Source organism: Streptomyces sp. AK010 (genome assembly GCF_014207295.1).
Lineage (GTDB): Bacteria > Actinomycetota > Actinomycetes > Streptomycetales > Streptomycetaceae > Streptomyces > Streptomyces massasporeus.
Genome location: NZ_JACHCX010000016.1, coordinates 119,683 through 135,009, shown reverse-complemented (window position 1 = coordinate 135,009; position 15,327 = coordinate 119,683). Strand labels below are relative to the sequence as shown.

13 protein-coding genes are annotated in these 15,327 nt (G+C 72.5%); 7 read left to right on the top strand and 6 right to left on the bottom strand.

What is annotated here, in order from left to right:
• Positions 1 to 50 precede the first annotated feature (50 nt).
• From HDC93_RS27600 to HDC93_RS27585, 4 genes are read right to left on the bottom strand one after another with little or no spacing between them, the layout of a single operon-like run.
• The gene (locus HDC93_RS27600; RefSeq protein WP_185013513.1) at positions 51 to 1,265 is read right to left on the bottom strand and encodes a sensor histidine kinase; all 1,215 of its coding nucleotides are present in this window, start codon (positions 1,263 to 1,265) and stop codon (positions 51 to 53) included.
• Positions 1,262 to 2,977, bottom strand: a complete 1,716-nt coding sequence (locus tag HDC93_RS27595) for a cation acetate symporter (protein WP_185013512.1) — start codon at positions 2,975 to 2,977, stop codon at positions 1,262 to 1,264. The genes HDC93_RS27600 and HDC93_RS27595 overlap by 4 nt, the downstream gene beginning before the upstream one ends.
• 10 nt (positions 2,978 to 2,987) lie before the next feature.
• A complete protein-coding gene (locus HDC93_RS27590) occupies positions 2,988 to 3,350 on the bottom strand; it encodes a hypothetical protein (RefSeq protein WP_185013613.1) in 363 nt (120 codons plus the stop codon).
• Positions 3,351 to 3,352: 2 nt separating this feature from the next.
• On the bottom strand, positions 3,353 to 4,102 hold the full coding sequence (locus HDC93_RS27585) for a LytTR family DNA-binding domain-containing protein (RefSeq protein WP_185013510.1): 750 nt from the start codon (positions 4,100 to 4,102) through the stop codon (positions 3,353 to 3,355).
• Between the two features lie 120 nt (positions 4,103 to 4,222).
• Between HDC93_RS27585 and HDC93_RS27580 the strand changes: the two genes are divergently transcribed.
• The 5 genes from HDC93_RS27580 to HDC93_RS27560 all read left to right on the top strand — a co-directional run bounded on the left by HDC93_RS27580 (position 4,223) and on the right by HDC93_RS27560 (position 10,967).
• Positions 4,223 to 4,717, top strand: coding sequence for an Lrp/AsnC family transcriptional regulator (locus HDC93_RS27580; RefSeq protein WP_185013508.1), 495 nt, complete (start codon positions 4,223 to 4,225; stop codon positions 4,715 to 4,717).
• Between the two features lie 147 nt (positions 4,718 to 4,864).
• On the top strand, positions 4,865 to 5,686 hold the full coding sequence (ddaH, locus tag HDC93_RS27575; protein WP_185013507.1) for a dimethylargininase: 822 nt from the start codon (positions 4,865 to 4,867) through the stop codon (positions 5,684 to 5,686).
• On the top strand, positions 5,683 to 6,936 hold the full coding sequence (gene rocD, locus HDC93_RS27570) for an ornithine--oxo-acid transaminase (protein WP_260419791.1): 1,254 nt from the start codon (positions 5,683 to 5,685) through the stop codon (positions 6,934 to 6,936). Before ddaH ends, rocD begins: the two co-directional genes overlap by 4 nt.
• A gap of 266 nt (positions 6,937 to 7,202) precedes the next feature.
• The gene (locus HDC93_RS27565; protein ID WP_185013505.1) at positions 7,203 to 9,662 is read left to right on the top strand and encodes a SpoIIE family protein phosphatase; all 2,460 of its coding nucleotides are present in this window, start codon (positions 7,203 to 7,205) and stop codon (positions 9,660 to 9,662) included.
• 66 nt (positions 9,663 to 9,728) lie between these two features.
• Positions 9,729 to 10,967, top strand: coding sequence for a PP2C family protein-serine/threonine phosphatase (locus tag HDC93_RS27560; RefSeq protein WP_185013504.1), 1,239 nt, complete (start codon positions 9,729 to 9,731; stop codon positions 10,965 to 10,967).
• Here HDC93_RS27560 and HDC93_RS27555 read toward each other — a convergent pair whose 3' ends face one another.
• Positions 10,968 to 11,423 (bottom strand): RpiB/LacA/LacB family sugar-phosphate isomerase, encoded by a 456-nt coding sequence (locus HDC93_RS27555; RefSeq protein ID WP_185013502.1) that lies wholly within the window; start codon positions 11,421 to 11,423, stop codon positions 10,968 to 10,970.
• Between the two features lie 352 nt (positions 11,424 to 11,775).
• Here HDC93_RS27555 and HDC93_RS27550 point away from each other — a divergent pair, with 352 nt between their 5' ends.
• Positions 11,776 to 12,495 carry a 1-acyl-sn-glycerol-3-phosphate acyltransferase gene (locus tag HDC93_RS27550; protein WP_185013501.1) on the top strand — a complete coding sequence of 240 codons (720 nt, stop codon included), beginning with the start codon at positions 11,776 to 11,778 and terminating at the stop codon, positions 12,493 to 12,495.
• A 58-nt stretch (positions 12,496 to 12,553) separates the two neighbouring features.
• Complete coding sequence (locus HDC93_RS27545) at positions 12,554 to 13,588, top strand: NAD(P)-dependent oxidoreductase (protein ID WP_185013500.1); 1,035 nt, start codon at positions 12,554 to 12,556, stop codon at positions 13,586 to 13,588.
• Between the two features lie 54 nt (positions 13,589 to 13,642).
• Here HDC93_RS27545 and HDC93_RS27540 read toward each other — a convergent pair whose 3' ends face one another.
• Positions 13,643 to 15,244, bottom strand: coding sequence for an alpha/beta hydrolase (locus HDC93_RS27540; RefSeq protein ID WP_185013499.1), 1,602 nt, complete (start codon positions 15,242 to 15,244; stop codon positions 13,643 to 13,645).
• Positions 15,245 to 15,327 lie beyond the last annotated feature (83 nt).

Genomic DNA, 15,327 nt, shown 5'->3' with positions numbered 1-15,327 from the left:
CGCCCGGTCGGCCGGTGGGGCTCACTCCCCGGCCTCGCCGGTGGGGCGGATCACTCCCTGGTCAGCCGCCCCGCCGAGTGCACGCCCGGCTGGTACTTCGGTAGCCGGACGGTGATCTTCATGCCGGCTCCCGCGGCGGTCTCGATGACCAGCCCGTGGTCGTCGCCGTACACCTGGCGGAGCCGGTCGTCGACGTTGGAGAGGCCGATGCCGCCCGAGGGGCTGGCCTCGCGGGCGAGGATGCGGCGGAGCAGGCCGGGGTCCATGCCGGCGCCGTCGTCCTCGATGACGACGAGGGCCTCGGCGCCCGCGTCCTGGGCGGTGATCTGGATGTGGCACTTGCCGGAGGGCACGGCCTTGCCCTCCAGACCGTGTTTGACGGCGTTCTCGACGAGCGGCTGCAGGCACAGGAACGGCAGGGTCACCGGCAGCACCTCCGGCGCTATCTGGAGGGTCACGGACAGGCGGTCGCCGAAGCGTGCCCGCACGAGCGCCAGGTAGTGGTCGATGGCGTGCAGTTCCTCGGCGAGGGTGGTGAAGTCGCCGTGCCGGCGGAACGAGTAGCGGGTGAAGTCGGCGAATTCGAGGAGCAGCTCGCGGGCGCGCTCGGGGTCGGTGCGGACGAACGAGGCGATCACCGCGAGCGAGTTGAAGATGAAGTGCGGGGAGATCTGGGCCCGCAGCGCCTTGATCTCGGCCTCGATGAGGCGGGTGCGGGACTGGTCGAGATCGGCCAGTTCCAGCTGGACCGAGACCCAGCGGGCGACCTCTCCGGCGGCACGGACGAGCACCGCCGACTCGCGGGGCGCGCAGGCGACGAGGGCGCCGTGCACCCGGTCGTCGACGGTGAGCGGGGCGACGACCGCCCAGCGCACCGAGCAGTCGAGGCTGTCGCAGGTGAGCCGGAAGGCCTCGCCGCGGCCGGTCTCCAGGGAGTCCGCGAGGCGTTCCATGATCTCGGTGCGGTGGTGGGCGCCGTCGCCGTCCCAGACCAGGACCTGCCGCAGGTCGGTGAGGCAGAGGGCGTCCGTGCCGAGCAGGGAGCGCAGTTTGCGGGCGGACTTGCGGGCGGTCTCCTCCGTCAGGCCGGACCGCAGCGGGGGCGCGGCGAGGGAGGCCGTGTGCAGGGTCTCGAAGGTGGCGTGCTCGACGGGGGTGCCGAGGCCGGCGAGGCTCTTGGCCCGGGCGGTGCGGCGGCCGAGCCAGACGCCCAGGGCGAGCACCGGGAGGATGGCGACGCACACGCCCGCCAGGAACCCGCTCATGCCGGCACCTCCGTGCGCAGTTCCTCGGGCAGGTGGAACCGGGCCAGGACCGCCGCGGTGCCGGGCGGGACCCGGCCGGGGGTGGCCAGGGACACCAGGATCATGGTGAGGAAGCCCAGCGGCACCGACCACAGCGCGGGCCAGGCGAGCAGGGCGTGCAGGGCGGCGCCCTCGCCCGGGTAGCCGGCCATGGTCGCGGCGACGGCGAGCAGGGCGGAGCCGCCGCCGACGAGCATCCCGGCGGCGGCTCCGGGCGGGGTCAGCCGCCGCCACCAGATGCCGAGGACGAGCAGCGGGCAGAACGAGGACGCCGAGACGGCGAAGGCGAGCCCGACGGCGTCGGCGACCGGCAGTCCGCCGACCAGGACGCTGGCCGCGAGGGGCACGGCCATGGCGAGGACCGTCCCGAGCCGGAAGTGCCGTACGCCCCGGGAGGGCAGGACGTCCTGGGTGAGGACGCCCGCGACCGCCATGGTCAGGCCGGAGGCCGTGGACAGGAACGCGGCGAAGGCGCCGCCCGCGACCAGTGCGCCCAGCAGGTCGCCGCCCACTCCCCCGATCATGCGGTCGGGCAGCAGGAGGACGGCGGCGTCCGGATCGCCGGTGAGGGTGAGTTCGGGGGCGTAGAGGCGGCCGAGTGCCCCGTAGAGGGGTGGCAGGAGGTAGAAGGCGCCGATCAGGCCGAGGACCGCGACGGTGGTGCGGCGGGCGGCGACGCCGTGCGGGCTGGTGTAGAAGCGGACCACGACGTGCGGCAGGCCCATGGTGCCGAGGAACGTGGCGAGGACCAGGCCGTACGTGGCGTACAGCGGGCGTTCCTCGCCGCTCTCGGCCTGGGACGGGGAGAGGTCGCCGCCGCCGCTGCGCTCGGCCCTGGGGACGGGGGCGCCCGCGGGGAAGGTGAGGCGGGTGCCGCTGTCGATGCGATGGGTGCCGGCGGCAAGCTCCAGGCGGGTGCCGGTGTGCGTCCGGCCGTCGACGGTGCCGGTGACCGTGACGGTCAGGGGCCGGTCGAGGGTGAGGTCGACGGTGTCATCGACGCGGACGGCGCGCTGCTCGCGGAAGGTGGCCGGTTCGTCGAAGGCGTGCCGGGGTGCTCCGTCGCTCTGCCAGGTGAGGACCAGGAACAGGGCGGGGACGAGCAGGGCGGTGAGCTTCAGCCAGTACTGGAAGGCCTGTACGAAGGTGATGCTGCGCATGCCGCCGGCGGCGACGGTGGCGGTGACGACGACGGCGACGATCACTCCGCCGAGCCAGTCGGGCGCCCCGGTCAGCACGGTCAGGGTCAGTCCGGCGCCCTGGAGCTGGGGCAGCAGGTAGAGCCAGCCGACCCCGACGACGAAGGCACCGGCCAGCCGCCGCACGGCCTGGGAGGCGAGGCGGGCCTCGGCGAAGTCGGGGAGAGTGTAGGCGCCGGAGCGGCGCAGCGGGGCGGCGACGAAGAGCAGCAGGACCAGGTAGCCGGCGGTGTAGCCGACCGGGTACCAGAGCATGTCGGGGCCCTGGACGAGGACGAGTCCGGCTATGCCCAGGAAGGAGGCGGCGGAGAGGTACTCGCCGCTGATGGCGGCGGCGTTGAGGCGGGGGCCGACGGTGCGGGAGGCGACGTAGAAGTCGGAGGTGGTGCGGGAGATGCGCAGGCCGAAGGCGCCGACGAGGACCGTCGCGACGACGACGAGGGCGACGGCCGGGATGGCGTAGCTGGAGTTCATCGGTGGGGCTTCAGCGGTCTTCCACGAGGCGTATGAAGTCGCGCTCGTTGCGCTCGGCGCGGCGGACGTACCAGCGGGCGAGCAGGACGAGGGGGGCGTAGAGGCCGAAGCCGAGGACGGCCCATTCCAGGCGGCGGGCGTCGGGCATCGCCGCGAACAGCAGCGGGAGCGGTCCGACGAGCAGGCCGAGGATGGCGAACACCGTGAGAGCGGCGCGCAGTTGGGTGCGCATCAGGGAGCGGACGTAGGTGTGGCCGAGGGTGGTCTGCTCGTCGATCTCGGTGCGCGGGCGGTAGTAGCCGGAGGAGGCCCGGCCGCTCTGCCGGGGCGGGCCGGTGACGACGACGCGGCGTTCGGTGTGGTCCGGGGGCACGGTCACGGCCTCCTCATCAGCAGGTCACGCAGTTCGCGGGTGTGGCGCCGGCTGACCTGGAGCTCCTCGGAGCCGACGAGGACGCTGACGGTCCCCGCGTCGAGGCGGAGTTCGCCGATGTGGCGCAGGGCGACGAGGTGGCGGCGGTGGATGCGGACGAAGCCGCGGGTGCGCCAGCGCTCCTCCAGGGTGGACAGCGGAATGCGGACCAGGTGGCTGCCCTTGACGGTGTGCAGGCGGGCGTAGTCGCCCTGCGCCTCGACATGGGTGATGTCCTCGACCGCGACGAAGCGGGTCACGCCGCCGAGTTCGACGGGGAGGTGGTCCGGGTCGGGTTCGTGCACGGGGATGCGCGGGGCGGCGCCGCGCAGTTCCGCGGCCCGGCGGACGGCCTCGGCGAGGCGTTCCTTGCGGACCGGTTTGAGGACGTAGTCGATGGCCTTGAGGTCGAAGGCCTGCACGGCGAAGTCCTCGTGGGCGGTGACGAACACGACGAGCGGCGGCCGGGCGAAGCCGGTGAGGAGCCGGGCGAGGTCGAGGCCGTCGAGGCCGGGCATCTGGATGTCGAGGAAGACGACGTCGATGGCTTCGGGCCCGCCGGGGCCGGACTCCAGGGCGCGGTTCATGCGGCGCAGCGCCTCGGTGGCGTCGCCGGCGCCCTCCGCGCTGCCGATGCGGGGGTCGGCGTGCAGGAGGTAGAGCAGTTCCTCCAGGGAGGGGCGTTCGTCGTCGACAGCCAGGGCGCGCAGCATGACCCGGAGTGTAGGGGTGATCCGTACGTCTGGACATGTGCCGGGTGTGGACGTATCCGCTGGACACGGTGCCCGCGCCGGGCGGGCGCGGGCGGGGGTGCCGGTGGATACAGTGCCCGCATGAGCAGCAGGTCCATGGCGTTCGACGAGCTCGACCGGAAGATCATCACGGCGTTGATGGCGAACGCGAGGACATCGTTCGCGGAGATCGGCACGGCGATCGGGCTGTCGGCCACGGCGGTCAAGCGGCGGGTCGACCGGTTGCGCGAGACCGGTGTGATCACCGGGTTCTCGGCGACGGTGAAGCCGTCGGCGCTGGGCTGGCGCACGGAGGCCTACGTCGAGGTGTACTGCGAGGGCGCGGCCCCGCCGCGGCGGCTGGCGGAGGTCGTGCGCGACTACCCGGAGATCGCGGCGGCTATGACGGTGACGGGCGGCGCGGACGCGTTGCTGCACGTGCGGGCGCGGGACGTGGAGCACTTCGAGGAGGTGCTGGAGCGGATCCGGCAGGAGCCCTTCATCCGGAAGACGATCAGCGTGATGGTGCTGTCCCATCTGCTGCCGGAGAGTCCGGAGGCCGGGGCGAGTCAGCCGGCTCCGGAGGGGGGCGCGTAGGGCGCAGCAGACGTGCGCCGAGCGGCCGCAGGACGCAGCGTTCCTGCGTGAACGCGCAATCTTTGTTTCTTGTCGGGCACCACCGTCAGTTCCTACCGTTGTGTCAACCCCCAGTCACACACCGTGAGGAAGCGGAGGGACCCCTCTGTGCCCGATTCCCGTGTGCCGCGCCGGCGGCGCTACCTCGTCTGCGAACCCAGACATTTCGCCGTGCAGTACGCGATCAACCCGTGGATGCATCCCGACGAACCCGTCGACGTCCTCCGCGCCCTGGACCAGTGGCAGGCGCTGGTCGACACCTACCGTGTCCACGGCCATACCGTGGACAGTGTGAAACCAGTCCCCGGCCTGCCCGACATGGTGTTCGCCGCGAACGCGGCGGTCGTCGTTGACGGCCGTGTCTTCGGCTCGCTCTTCCACGCGCCCCAGCGCCGTCCCGAGTCCGTGCCCTTCGAGGCGTGGTTCAAGGCGGAGGGCTACGAGGTGTATCACCCCGAGTCGGTGTGCGAGGGCGAGGGCGACCTGGTCCTGGCCGGCCGCTGGATCCTGGCCGGGACGGGCTTCCGTACGACCCGGGAGGCCCACAGCGAGGTGCAGGAGTACTTCGGGACGCCGGTGATCAGCCTGACGCTGGTGGATCCGTACTTCTATCACCTGGACACGGCGCTGTTCGTCCTCGACGAGCACAACATCGCCTACTACCCCGAGGCGTTCTCGCCGGGCAGTCGTGAGGTGCTGGCCCGGCTGTACCCGGACGCGGTGCTCGCCACCCGCGAGGACGCGATGGCGTTCGGGCTCAACTCTGTCTCCGACGGGCGCCACGTGTTCATCTCACCGGGAGCGACGGCCCTGGCCGGGCAGCTTTCCGACCGAGGCTATGTCCCCGTCCCCGTCGACCTGTCCGAATTCCAGAAGGCCGGTGGCGGCATCAAGTGCTGCACCCAGGAGATCCGGGAGATCCGCTCATGACCGCACCCGTCCGCACCGAGGACTCGCAGGGGGACCGTGGCTCGCGGGAGACCCGCGGCTCGCAGGAGCTGATCCGCGCGGAGGAGCCGGTCCTCGCGCACAACTACCACCCGCTGCCGGTGGTCGTCGCCCGCGCCGAGGGCACCTGGGTGGAGGACGTGGAGGGGCGGCGCTACCTCGACATGCTCGCCGGGTACTCGGCCCTCAACTTCGGTCACCGGCACCCTGCGCTGATCGAGGCGGCCCATCGTCAGCTCGACCGGCTGACCCTCACCTCGCGTGCCTTCCACAACGACCGGCTCGCCGAGTTCGCGGAGCGGCTGGCCGCGCTGACCGGCATGGACATGGTTCTGCCCATGAACACCGGCGCGGAGGCGGTGGAGAGCGGCGTGAAGGTGGCCCGCAAGTGGGCCTACGACGTGAAGGGCGTGCCGGCCGACCGGGCGACGATCGTGGTCGCGGCGGACAACTTCCACGGGCGCACGACGACGATCGTCAGCTTCTCCACGGACGAGACGGCCCGGGCGGGCTTCGGGCCGTTCACGCCCGGTTTCCGGGTGGTGCCGTACAACGACCTGGCCGCGATGGAGGCGGCGGTCGACGAGACGACGGCTGCGGTGCTGATCGAGCCGATCCAGGGCGAGGCGGGGGTGATCATTCCCGACGACGGCTACCTGGCCGGCGTGCGGGAGCTGACCCGCCGCAAGGGCTGTCTGTTCATCGCGGACGAGATCCAGTCCGGGCTCGGCCGCACGGGCCGCACGCTGGCGGTCGAACACGAGCCGGTGGTGCCGGACGTGCTGCTGCTGGGCAAGGCGCTGGGCGGGGGCATCGTGCCGGTGTCGGCGGTGGTCGGCCGCCGGGAGGTGCTCGGCGTGCTGCACCCGGGTGAGCACGGCTCGACCTTCGGCGGCAATCCGCTGGCCGCCGCGGTCGGTACGGCGGTGGTGGAACTGCTGGAGACGGGCGAGTTCCAGCGCCGGGCGACCGAGCTGGGCGTGATCCTGCGCGACGGCCTGACGGGGCTGGTCGGCAAGGGCGTCGTCGGGTTCCGCTCGCGCGGCCTGTGGGCGGGCGTCGACATCGACCCCGCGCTCGGCACCGGCCGCGAGATCAGCGAACGCCTCATGCGGGAGGGAGTCCTGGCGAAGGACACCCACGGCTCCACGATCCGCCTGGCCCCACCGCTCACCATCACGAGCGAGGAACTGACGGGGGCGCTCGCGGCGCTGGAGAAGGCGCTGGGGTAGAGGGGGCGCCCGGGATACGGGGACAGGGGCGGAGGGCTCGACACGGGCCGGCCGCCCCTGCCCCACGCGGCCCTCCCGGGTCCTGGACCAGGAAGGGCCGCCGGGCCCGTCGAGTCTCCCCCTTCAACTTCCGGCTCGGAAACGGAACGGTGCCTCAAGCGCCTCCCTCGCCCCGACCGGCCGTCCACAAGCCGCCCCTCGATGCCAGAAGGGTGAAGATTGGGGCAAGAGGTGGTAGACCACTCTCAGCGACAGAGAGGTCGGCCGTGGGCGCAGACGAGGTGTACGGCGTTGCCCGGCAGCGGTTCGACGTGGCCGACGCGGCGCCCCTGTTGCTCGATCCACAGGGCGTGGTGACGGGCTGGACCAGCGGTGCCCGGCGGCTGCTCGCGTACCCGGCGTCCGAGGCGGTCGGCAGGAAGCTGGCCGACCTGCTGGCCGCCGAGGACGCGGAGCGCGTGCCGGACCTGGTCGAGCGCTGCCGCAGGGACGGCGGCTGGACGGGGCTGCTCACGGCCCGCCGCCGGGACGGGCATCCCGTGAAGGTCGCGGCGCGGATCACCTCGGCCGAGGAGGCGCACGGCGGCTCGCGCTGGCTGATGCTCCTGTCGGAGCTGGCGGACGCCCCCGGCTGGGACATGAGCCGCACGGTCCTGGAGCAGATGGCGGCGGGCGCCCCGGTCGGTATCGCCATCGTGGACACGGACCTGCGCTTCGTGTGGTCGAACGCCGCCCTGGAACAGTTCGGCGGCGGCCCGGCGGCACGACGGCTCGGACTGCGCTTCGCGGACGTCCAGCCCGGCATGGACGGGCAGGCGGTCGAGGCACAAATGCGGCACGTGCTGGAGACCGGCGAGACGGTGGTCGGCTACGAGCACGTGGGCCACGTGCGCTCGGCCCCGTTGCGCGAGACGGCGCACATGCTGTCGTTCACCCGGCTCGAGGACGACCGGGGCCATCCGATCGGCGTGTACTACACGGTCGTGGACATGACCGACCGGCACCGTGCGCGGCAGCGGCTGGCGCTGCTCGACCGGGCCGGTGAGTGCATCGGCCGCAGCCTGGACCTCACGCGCACCGCGCAGGAACTCGCGGACGTGGCCGTGCCGGGGCTGGCCGACTTCGTCACCGTGGACCTGCTGGAGTCGGTGCTGCGGGGCGCCGAGCCGGCCCCCGGCCCGCTCGCGGACTCAAAGGAGCCGGTGGAGCTGCGCCGTGCCGGCTACCGGTCCGTGCAGGACCTCGCTGAAGCCGTCATCGAGATCGGCGAGGTGGTGGCCTTCCGGGCCGGAACGCCGCCCTTCCGCTGTCTGGCCACGGGCCGGTCCTGGCACGCGGATCGGCTCGACCCGCTGACCCGGGACTGGACCACGGAAGACACCCCGAGCGGCCGCCGGGCCACGTTCCTGGAGCTGGGGCTGCACAGCGTGATGACCGTGCCCATCCGTTCGCGCGGCATCACCCTGGGCATCACGACGTTCTACCGGCGCCACGACCGGGAGTTCTTCGACGAGGAGGACCTGCGGCTGGCGGAGGATCTCGTCGCCCGCGCGGCCGTCTGCGTGGACAACGCCCGCCGCTACACCCGTGAGCGGGACGCCGCGCTCGTCCTGCAGCGCAGTCTGCTCCCCCACCGGCTGCCCGAGCAGGACGCCGTCGAGGTGGCGGCCTGCTACCGGCCGGCCGACGAGCTGACCGGTCTCGGCGGCGACTGGTACGACCTCATCCCGCTGTCCGGGGCGCGCGTCGCGCTGGTCGTGGGCGAGGTGCCCGGTCACGGCATCGACGCCGCGGCGGCCATGGGACAGCTGCGGACCGCCGTACGGACCCTGGCGGCTCTGGATCTGCCGCCCGAGGAGGTGCTGGCGCACCTCGACGACCTGGTGGCGCGGTCGGCGCGGGAGGAGGGTGCGGATACCGGGACGGCGGGCTCCGCGGGCACGCCGGGCGTGGGCTCCGGGTGCCTGTACGTCGTCTACGACCCGGTCGACGGCGGGTGTTCGATGGCCGCGGCGGGCCATCCGGCCCCGGCCGTGGTGATGCCCGACCGCTCGGTCGTGTTCGTCGACCTGCCGCAGGGGCCGCCGCTCGGCGTGGGCGGCCCGCCGTTCGAGGCGGCCGAGCTGCCCCTGGAAGAGGGCAGCACGCTCGCGCTGCACACCGACGGCCTGCTGGCCCGGGGCGAGACCTGGGCCGTCGACGCGGGCCGGGAGCGGCTGCGCCGGGCGCTGGAGCGGTCGGGCCCGCTCGAGTCGTACTGCAGGGCCGTGGTCGACGCGCTGGTCCCGGCCCGCCCCTATGACGACGTGGCCCTGCTGATGGCCCGGACGAAACGTCTCGGCAGCGGGCAGGTCGCGGCCTGGGAGCTGCCCTCGGACCCGGCCGTGGTCGCCGAAGCCCGCCGCACGGCCACCCGGCAGCTTGCGCGCTGGGGCCTGGACGAGCTGGCCTTCACCACGGAGCTGGTGGTGAGCGAGCTGGTCACCAACGCCATGCGGTACGCCACCGGGTCCATCCGGCTCCGGCTGATCCGGGAGCGCGCCCTGGTCTGCGAGGTGTTCGACGACGGCGCCACCGCTCCTCATCTGCGCCATCCCCGTACGACGGACGAGGGCGGGCGCGGGCTCCTGCTGGTCTCCCAGCTCACGCAGCGGTGGGGCACACGCTTCGTGCCCGAGGGGAAGGTCATCTGGGCCGAGCAGGCCCTGACGGAGCTCCCGGAATGAAGCCGGTTGAGGTTCGCCTATACCGTGCGAAACTGGTGTAATCCCGGCAGCGGTGAGGCGGCGGCCATGGCGGAGACTGCGATCGACTACGGTGCGGTGTTCCGGGCCCTGCCCGGCATGGTGGCGCTCCTGACACCCGAGCTCGTGTACGCGGACGTCAACGAGGAGTTCGTCCGCGTCTCCGGCCGCTCGCGCGAGCAGCTCATCGGCAAGTACCTGTTCGACGTCTTCCCGGACAACCCGAACGACCCGGCCGCGACGGGCATGCGCAATCTGGAGGCCTCGCTGTACCGCGTCCTGGTCACCAGGGAGCGCGACACCATGGCCCTGCAGCGCTACGACGTCGAGGACCCGGAGCGGCCCGGTGAGTGGTCGAAGCGGTACTGGAGCCCGGTGAACGCGCCGCTGCTCGGCTCGGACGGCAAGGTCGTGCTGATCCTGCACCGCGTGGAGGAGGTCACGGAGCTGATCCGGGCCCGGGGCGGTTCTCCGGGGGGCCGGAACAGCCGGGCCCGGGTGCTGGAGGCCGAGCTGTACACCCGCGCCCGTGAGCTGCAGGAGCTCAACGAGCGGCTGCGCCAGGCGCACTCCCGGGAGCGGGAGGTGGCGCTGGCGTTGCAGGAGGCGATGCTGCCCGCGCCGCGGCAGGTCCGCAATCACCCGGCCGCCGTCCGGTACCGGCCCGCCGTCGGGGCGCTCAACGTGTGCGGCGACTGGTACGACCTGGTCGACCTGGTGGGCGGCGACCGGATCGGCGTCTCGGTCGGCGACGTGGTGGGGCACGGGCTGGAGGCGGCCGGGGTGATGGGCCAGTTGCGCAGTGCGCTCAGCGCGGCCTCCCGGGTGGCCGAGGGGCCGGCCCAGGCCCTGGACGTGCTGGGACGCTACGCCCACGTGATCGACGGAGCCGAGTCGGCGACCGCCGTGACGACCTTCATCGACTGCGACCGTCACGTCATCACGTACAGCAGCGCCGGCCATCCCCCACCCGTGCTCGTCCACGCCGACGGGCGCACGGAGTTCCTCGACCAGGCCACGGACACGCCGCTGGACGCCCGACCGGACCCGATCCCGCGGCCCCAGGCCGAGACCACGTTCACGCCGGGCGCCACGCTCGTGCTGTACACCGACGGTCTGATCGAACGGCGTCGCGAGGACATCGACAAGGGTCTGGAACGGCTCGCCGACGCCCTGCGCGACCATCGGGACCAGGATCCCGAGACCCTCGCCGACACCGTCCTGCTGGAGTTGCTGCCACCCGGCGGCTCCACCGACGACACCGCGCTGATCATCGTGCGGCTGTGACTACATGCGGGTCTTTCCGTGGTCGAGCAGCCGGACGCGGTCGACGTTCTGCCGGTCCTCGGCGTCCGTGCTGGGCGCACCGGCGAACCACGCGTCGAGGATCTCCGTCAGCAGCGGCTCCGACGTCAGCCGCAGACTGAGCGCGAGCACGTTGGCGTCGTTCCAGCGGCGCGCCCCGTCGGCCGTGTAGGCGTCCGTGCACAGGGCGGCCCGCACACCGGGCACCTTGTTCGCGGCGATCGAGGCACCCGTGCCGGTCCAGCAGCACACCACCGCCTGATCGGCCGTGCCGTCGGCGACCTCGCGGGCCGCGGCCTCGGAGCACACCGCCCACTGCGGGTCGCCGTCCGGGCGCAGCGCGCCGTGCGGGCGCACCTCGTGCCCCCGCTCGCGCAGGGCGGCAACGAGGGAGCGGGCGACCGGTTCGTCCATGTCGGAGGAGACAGAGATCCGCATGCCTGGCAGGTTACTCGTCGCCGCGGCCGGGGCCACCGCCCACAGCAGCCGTCCGCCGGCAAGAACCACCGGCCCGCCACGCACCCCCGCTATCGCGCCACGCCCCCCGTTCGGCTTGCCCGTCACCCGGGTGGCGCAGCACGCTGGTCGCGTGGTCCTCCCCAGCCGCATGCGCACCACCGGACGCCGACGCCTGACTGACCCTCAGCCGTTTGGCGAAGGATCTGTGCGGTCCGCCCGCACGAGGTGCCCGGTGGCCGCACCTGCACCTAGACTGGCACCCCACGACATGCCGGTTGACCTGCTGGAACGCGGCGGTTGAGTCCACCGCGAGAGTCGAGGAGCGCCCGCTTTGTTCTACTACCTGTTGAAATACGTACTGCTGGGCCCGCTGCTGAGACTGGTCTTCCGGCCTCGGATCGAGGGCCTGGAGCACGTTCCCTCGGAGGGCGCCGCCATCGTCGCCGGGAACCACCTGTCGTTCTCGGACCACTTCCTGATGCCCGCGATCCTCAAACGGCGCATCACCTTCCTCGCGAAGGCCGAGTACTTCACGGGCCCGGGCCTCAAGGGCCGCCTGACGGCGTTCTTCTTCCGCAGCGCGGGGCAGATCCCGGTCGACCGCTCCGGCAAGGACGCGGGCCAGGCCGCGATCCGCGAGGGCCTCGGCGTGCTGAGCAAGGACGAGTTGCTCGGCATCTACCCCGAGGGCACCCGCTCGCACGACGGCCGGCTCTACAAGGGCAAGGTGGGCGTGGCGGTGATGGCCCTCAAGGCCGGCGTCCCGGTGATCCCCTGCGCGATGATCGGCACCTTCGAGGCCCAGCCGCCCGGCAAGCTCATCCCCAACATCCACCCCGTCGTGATCCGCTTCGGCAAGCCCCTGGATTTCTCCCGCTACGAGGGCATGGAGAACGAGAAGGCCATCCTGCGCGCCATCACCGATGAGATCATGTACGCCATCCTCTCCCTGTCGGAGCAGGAGTACGTGGACCGGTACGCGGCCGTGGTGAAGGCCGAGGAGGCCGCCGCCCCCAAGGAGCGGAAGTTCCGGCGCATGCCCCTCGGTTGAGCTCTGCTGTCGGCAGAGTCAGGTTCCCCGGCCGCCCCCGGCGATCTACGGTCGCGGCATGAGACGTGCTGTGGTGATCGGGGCGGGCGGGCAGATCGGGAGGCCGGCGGTGGAGGCGCTGGCGCGGGACGGCTGGGAGGTGACGGCCGCCTCGCGCGGCGGCGCCCGGCACGAGAACTGGCCCGGCGGGGTGCGGACACGGCGGCTGGACCGCGACGACGACGCGGCGCTCGGCGCGCTCATCGGTGACGGCTGCGACCTCGTGGTCGACATGGTCGCCTACGGGGCCCGGCACGCACGGCAGTTGACGGGCCTGGCCGACCGGATCGGCGCGGCCGTGGTGGTGTCGTCCGTGTCGGTGTACGAGGACGGCAAGGGCCGCGGCTTCGACACCATGGGCGAGCCGGACGGACTCCCGCAGTACCCCGTACCGATCGCGGAGGACCAGGTCACGGTCCCGCCGGGGGACGCCACGTACAGCACCCGCAAGACGGCCCTGGAGCGTGAACTGCGCGCGGTGGGCGACCGGTTGCCCACCACCGTGCTGCGCCCGGGCGCGATCCACGGGCCGTACAGCCCGCTCCCCCGCGAGCTGTACTTCGTCAAACGCAACCTCGACGGCCGGCGCAGGCGGGTGCTCGCCTTCCGGGGCGAGAGCCTCTTCCACACGTCGGCGGCACGCAACATCGCCGAACTGATCCGGCTGGCCGCGGCCCGGCCGGGCTCCCGGGTGCTCAACGCCTGCGATCCGCTGCCACCGGCCGTGTCTAAGATCGGGGCCGCCGTGGACGCGGTCATGGGGGTGGAGACGCAGACCGTTCTGCTCGACGGCCCGGCGCGGGGGTCCGTGGGCGGTTCCCCCTGGTCGGTGGAGCTGCCGGTGGTGTGTGACATGTCGGCCGCGGAACGGGAGCCGGGGTACCGGCCGGTCGTGTCCTACCCGGAGAGCCTGCCGGAGACGGTCGAGTGGCTCGTCCGCCGGCTGTCCGGCCAGGACTGGCGGGAGGCGTTCCCCACCCTCGCCCGCGCCTACCCGGACCTCTTCGACTACGCGGCGGAGGACGCCTGGTTCGCGGCCCGGCCGGCATGGTGAAGGGGCGGCCGGGATCCCGGCCGCCCCTTCACCACCGAACCGAGTCGGTGACGACTACGGCTTCGGCGTGGCGTGCGGCGCGCAGGTCACGTCGGCGCCGTCCAGCTTGCCGGTGAGCAGGTAGCTGTCCACGCGGGGGTTGATGCACGGGTTGACCAGGCCGGTGACGCCGTGGGAGCCCGCGTCCTTCTCCGTGATCAGGCGGGAGCCCTTGAACCGCTTGTGCAGCTCCACGGCGCCCTCGTACGGGGTGGCCGCGTCCCGCTCGGACTGGACGATGAGCACGCCGGGCAGGCCCTTGCCGGTCTTGACGTCGACCGGCGTCTGCTGCTTGGCCGGCCAGGTGGCGCACGGCAGGTTCATCCAGGCGTTGGCCCAGGTCATGAAGGGGTGGTCCTTGTGGAGCCGCGTGTTGTCGCGGTCCCACTTGCGCCAGCTGGTCGGCCACTTGGCGTCGGCGCACTCCACGGCCGTGTAGACGGCGTTGCCGTTCTCCGAGGAGGCGTTGCCGGCCGTGTCGGACAGGTCGGGGGCGGCGGCGTCGACAAGCGCCTGGGTGTCGCCGGCGGCGTACTTGCTGAAGACCGAGGCGGTCGACGCCCAGGCGGAGTCGTAGTACGGGGCGCTCTGGAAGAAGGAGATGAGCTCGGCCGGGCCGACGACCCCGCCGAGGGGGTTCTCCTTCGCGGTGGCGCGCAGCTCCAGCCACTTCGCCTGGACGGCGGCGCGGGTGGTGCCGAGGTGGTAGGTCGCGTCGTTCGCGGCGACCCAGTCCTGCCAGTCCTTCCAGCGGCCCTCGAACGCGACGTCCTGGTCCAGGTTGGCCTGGTACCAGATCTTGTCGCGGGAGGGGTTGACGACGCTGTCGACGACCATGCGGCGCACGTGGCCCGGGAAGAGCGTGCCGTAGACGGCGCCCAGGTAGGTGCCGTAGGAGACGCCGAGGAAGTTGAGCTTCTTCTCGCCGAGGGCGGCGCGGATGACGTCGAGGTCGCGCGCGGTGTTCGGCGTGGTCATGTGCGGCAGCATCGCGCCGCTGCGCTCCTGGCAGCCCTCGGCGTACTCGCGGGCCAGCTTGCGCTGGGCGAGCTTGTCGGCCTCGGAGTCGGGCACCGGGTCGGCCTTGGGCGCCTTGACGAACTCCTGCGGGTCGACGCAGGAGATGGGCGTCGACTTGCCGACGCCGCGCGGGTCGAAGCCCACGAAGTCATAGGCCTTGGCCGTGTTGGCCCAGACGGCGTTCTTGTTGGTGACCCGGGTCGGGAAGCGCAGCCCGGAGCCGCCGGGGCCGCCGGGGTTGTAGACGAGCGCGCCCTGCCGCTCGGCCTTGGTGCCCGTGTTGCCGATGCGGTCGACGGCGAGCTTGATCTGCTTGCCGTAGGGCTTGGCGTAGTCGAGCGGCACGGTGACGTATCCGCACTGGATCGGCTTGGCCAGGTTCCAGTCGGCGGGGCAGTCCTGCCAGTCGATGCCGGCCTTCGCGGCCCGGGCGGCGGCGATCGCGGCGCCGCGGGCCTCGCGGTCCTGGCCGTGACCGCTGCCCGCGCTCGCGCTCGCGGTGGGCGCCGCGACGGCGCCGGCTATCAGCGTGGCCGTGACGAGCGCGCCGGCCGCACCGAGCGCCGCCACCCGCTTCTTCGGTCTAGAACCCCTCAAGGGGGACCTCCCCGTACCTCGTTGCGAACAGTACGGAGGATCCTTCCTGTTGTGAGGTCCCTGACAACAGGGCCGGACACCCT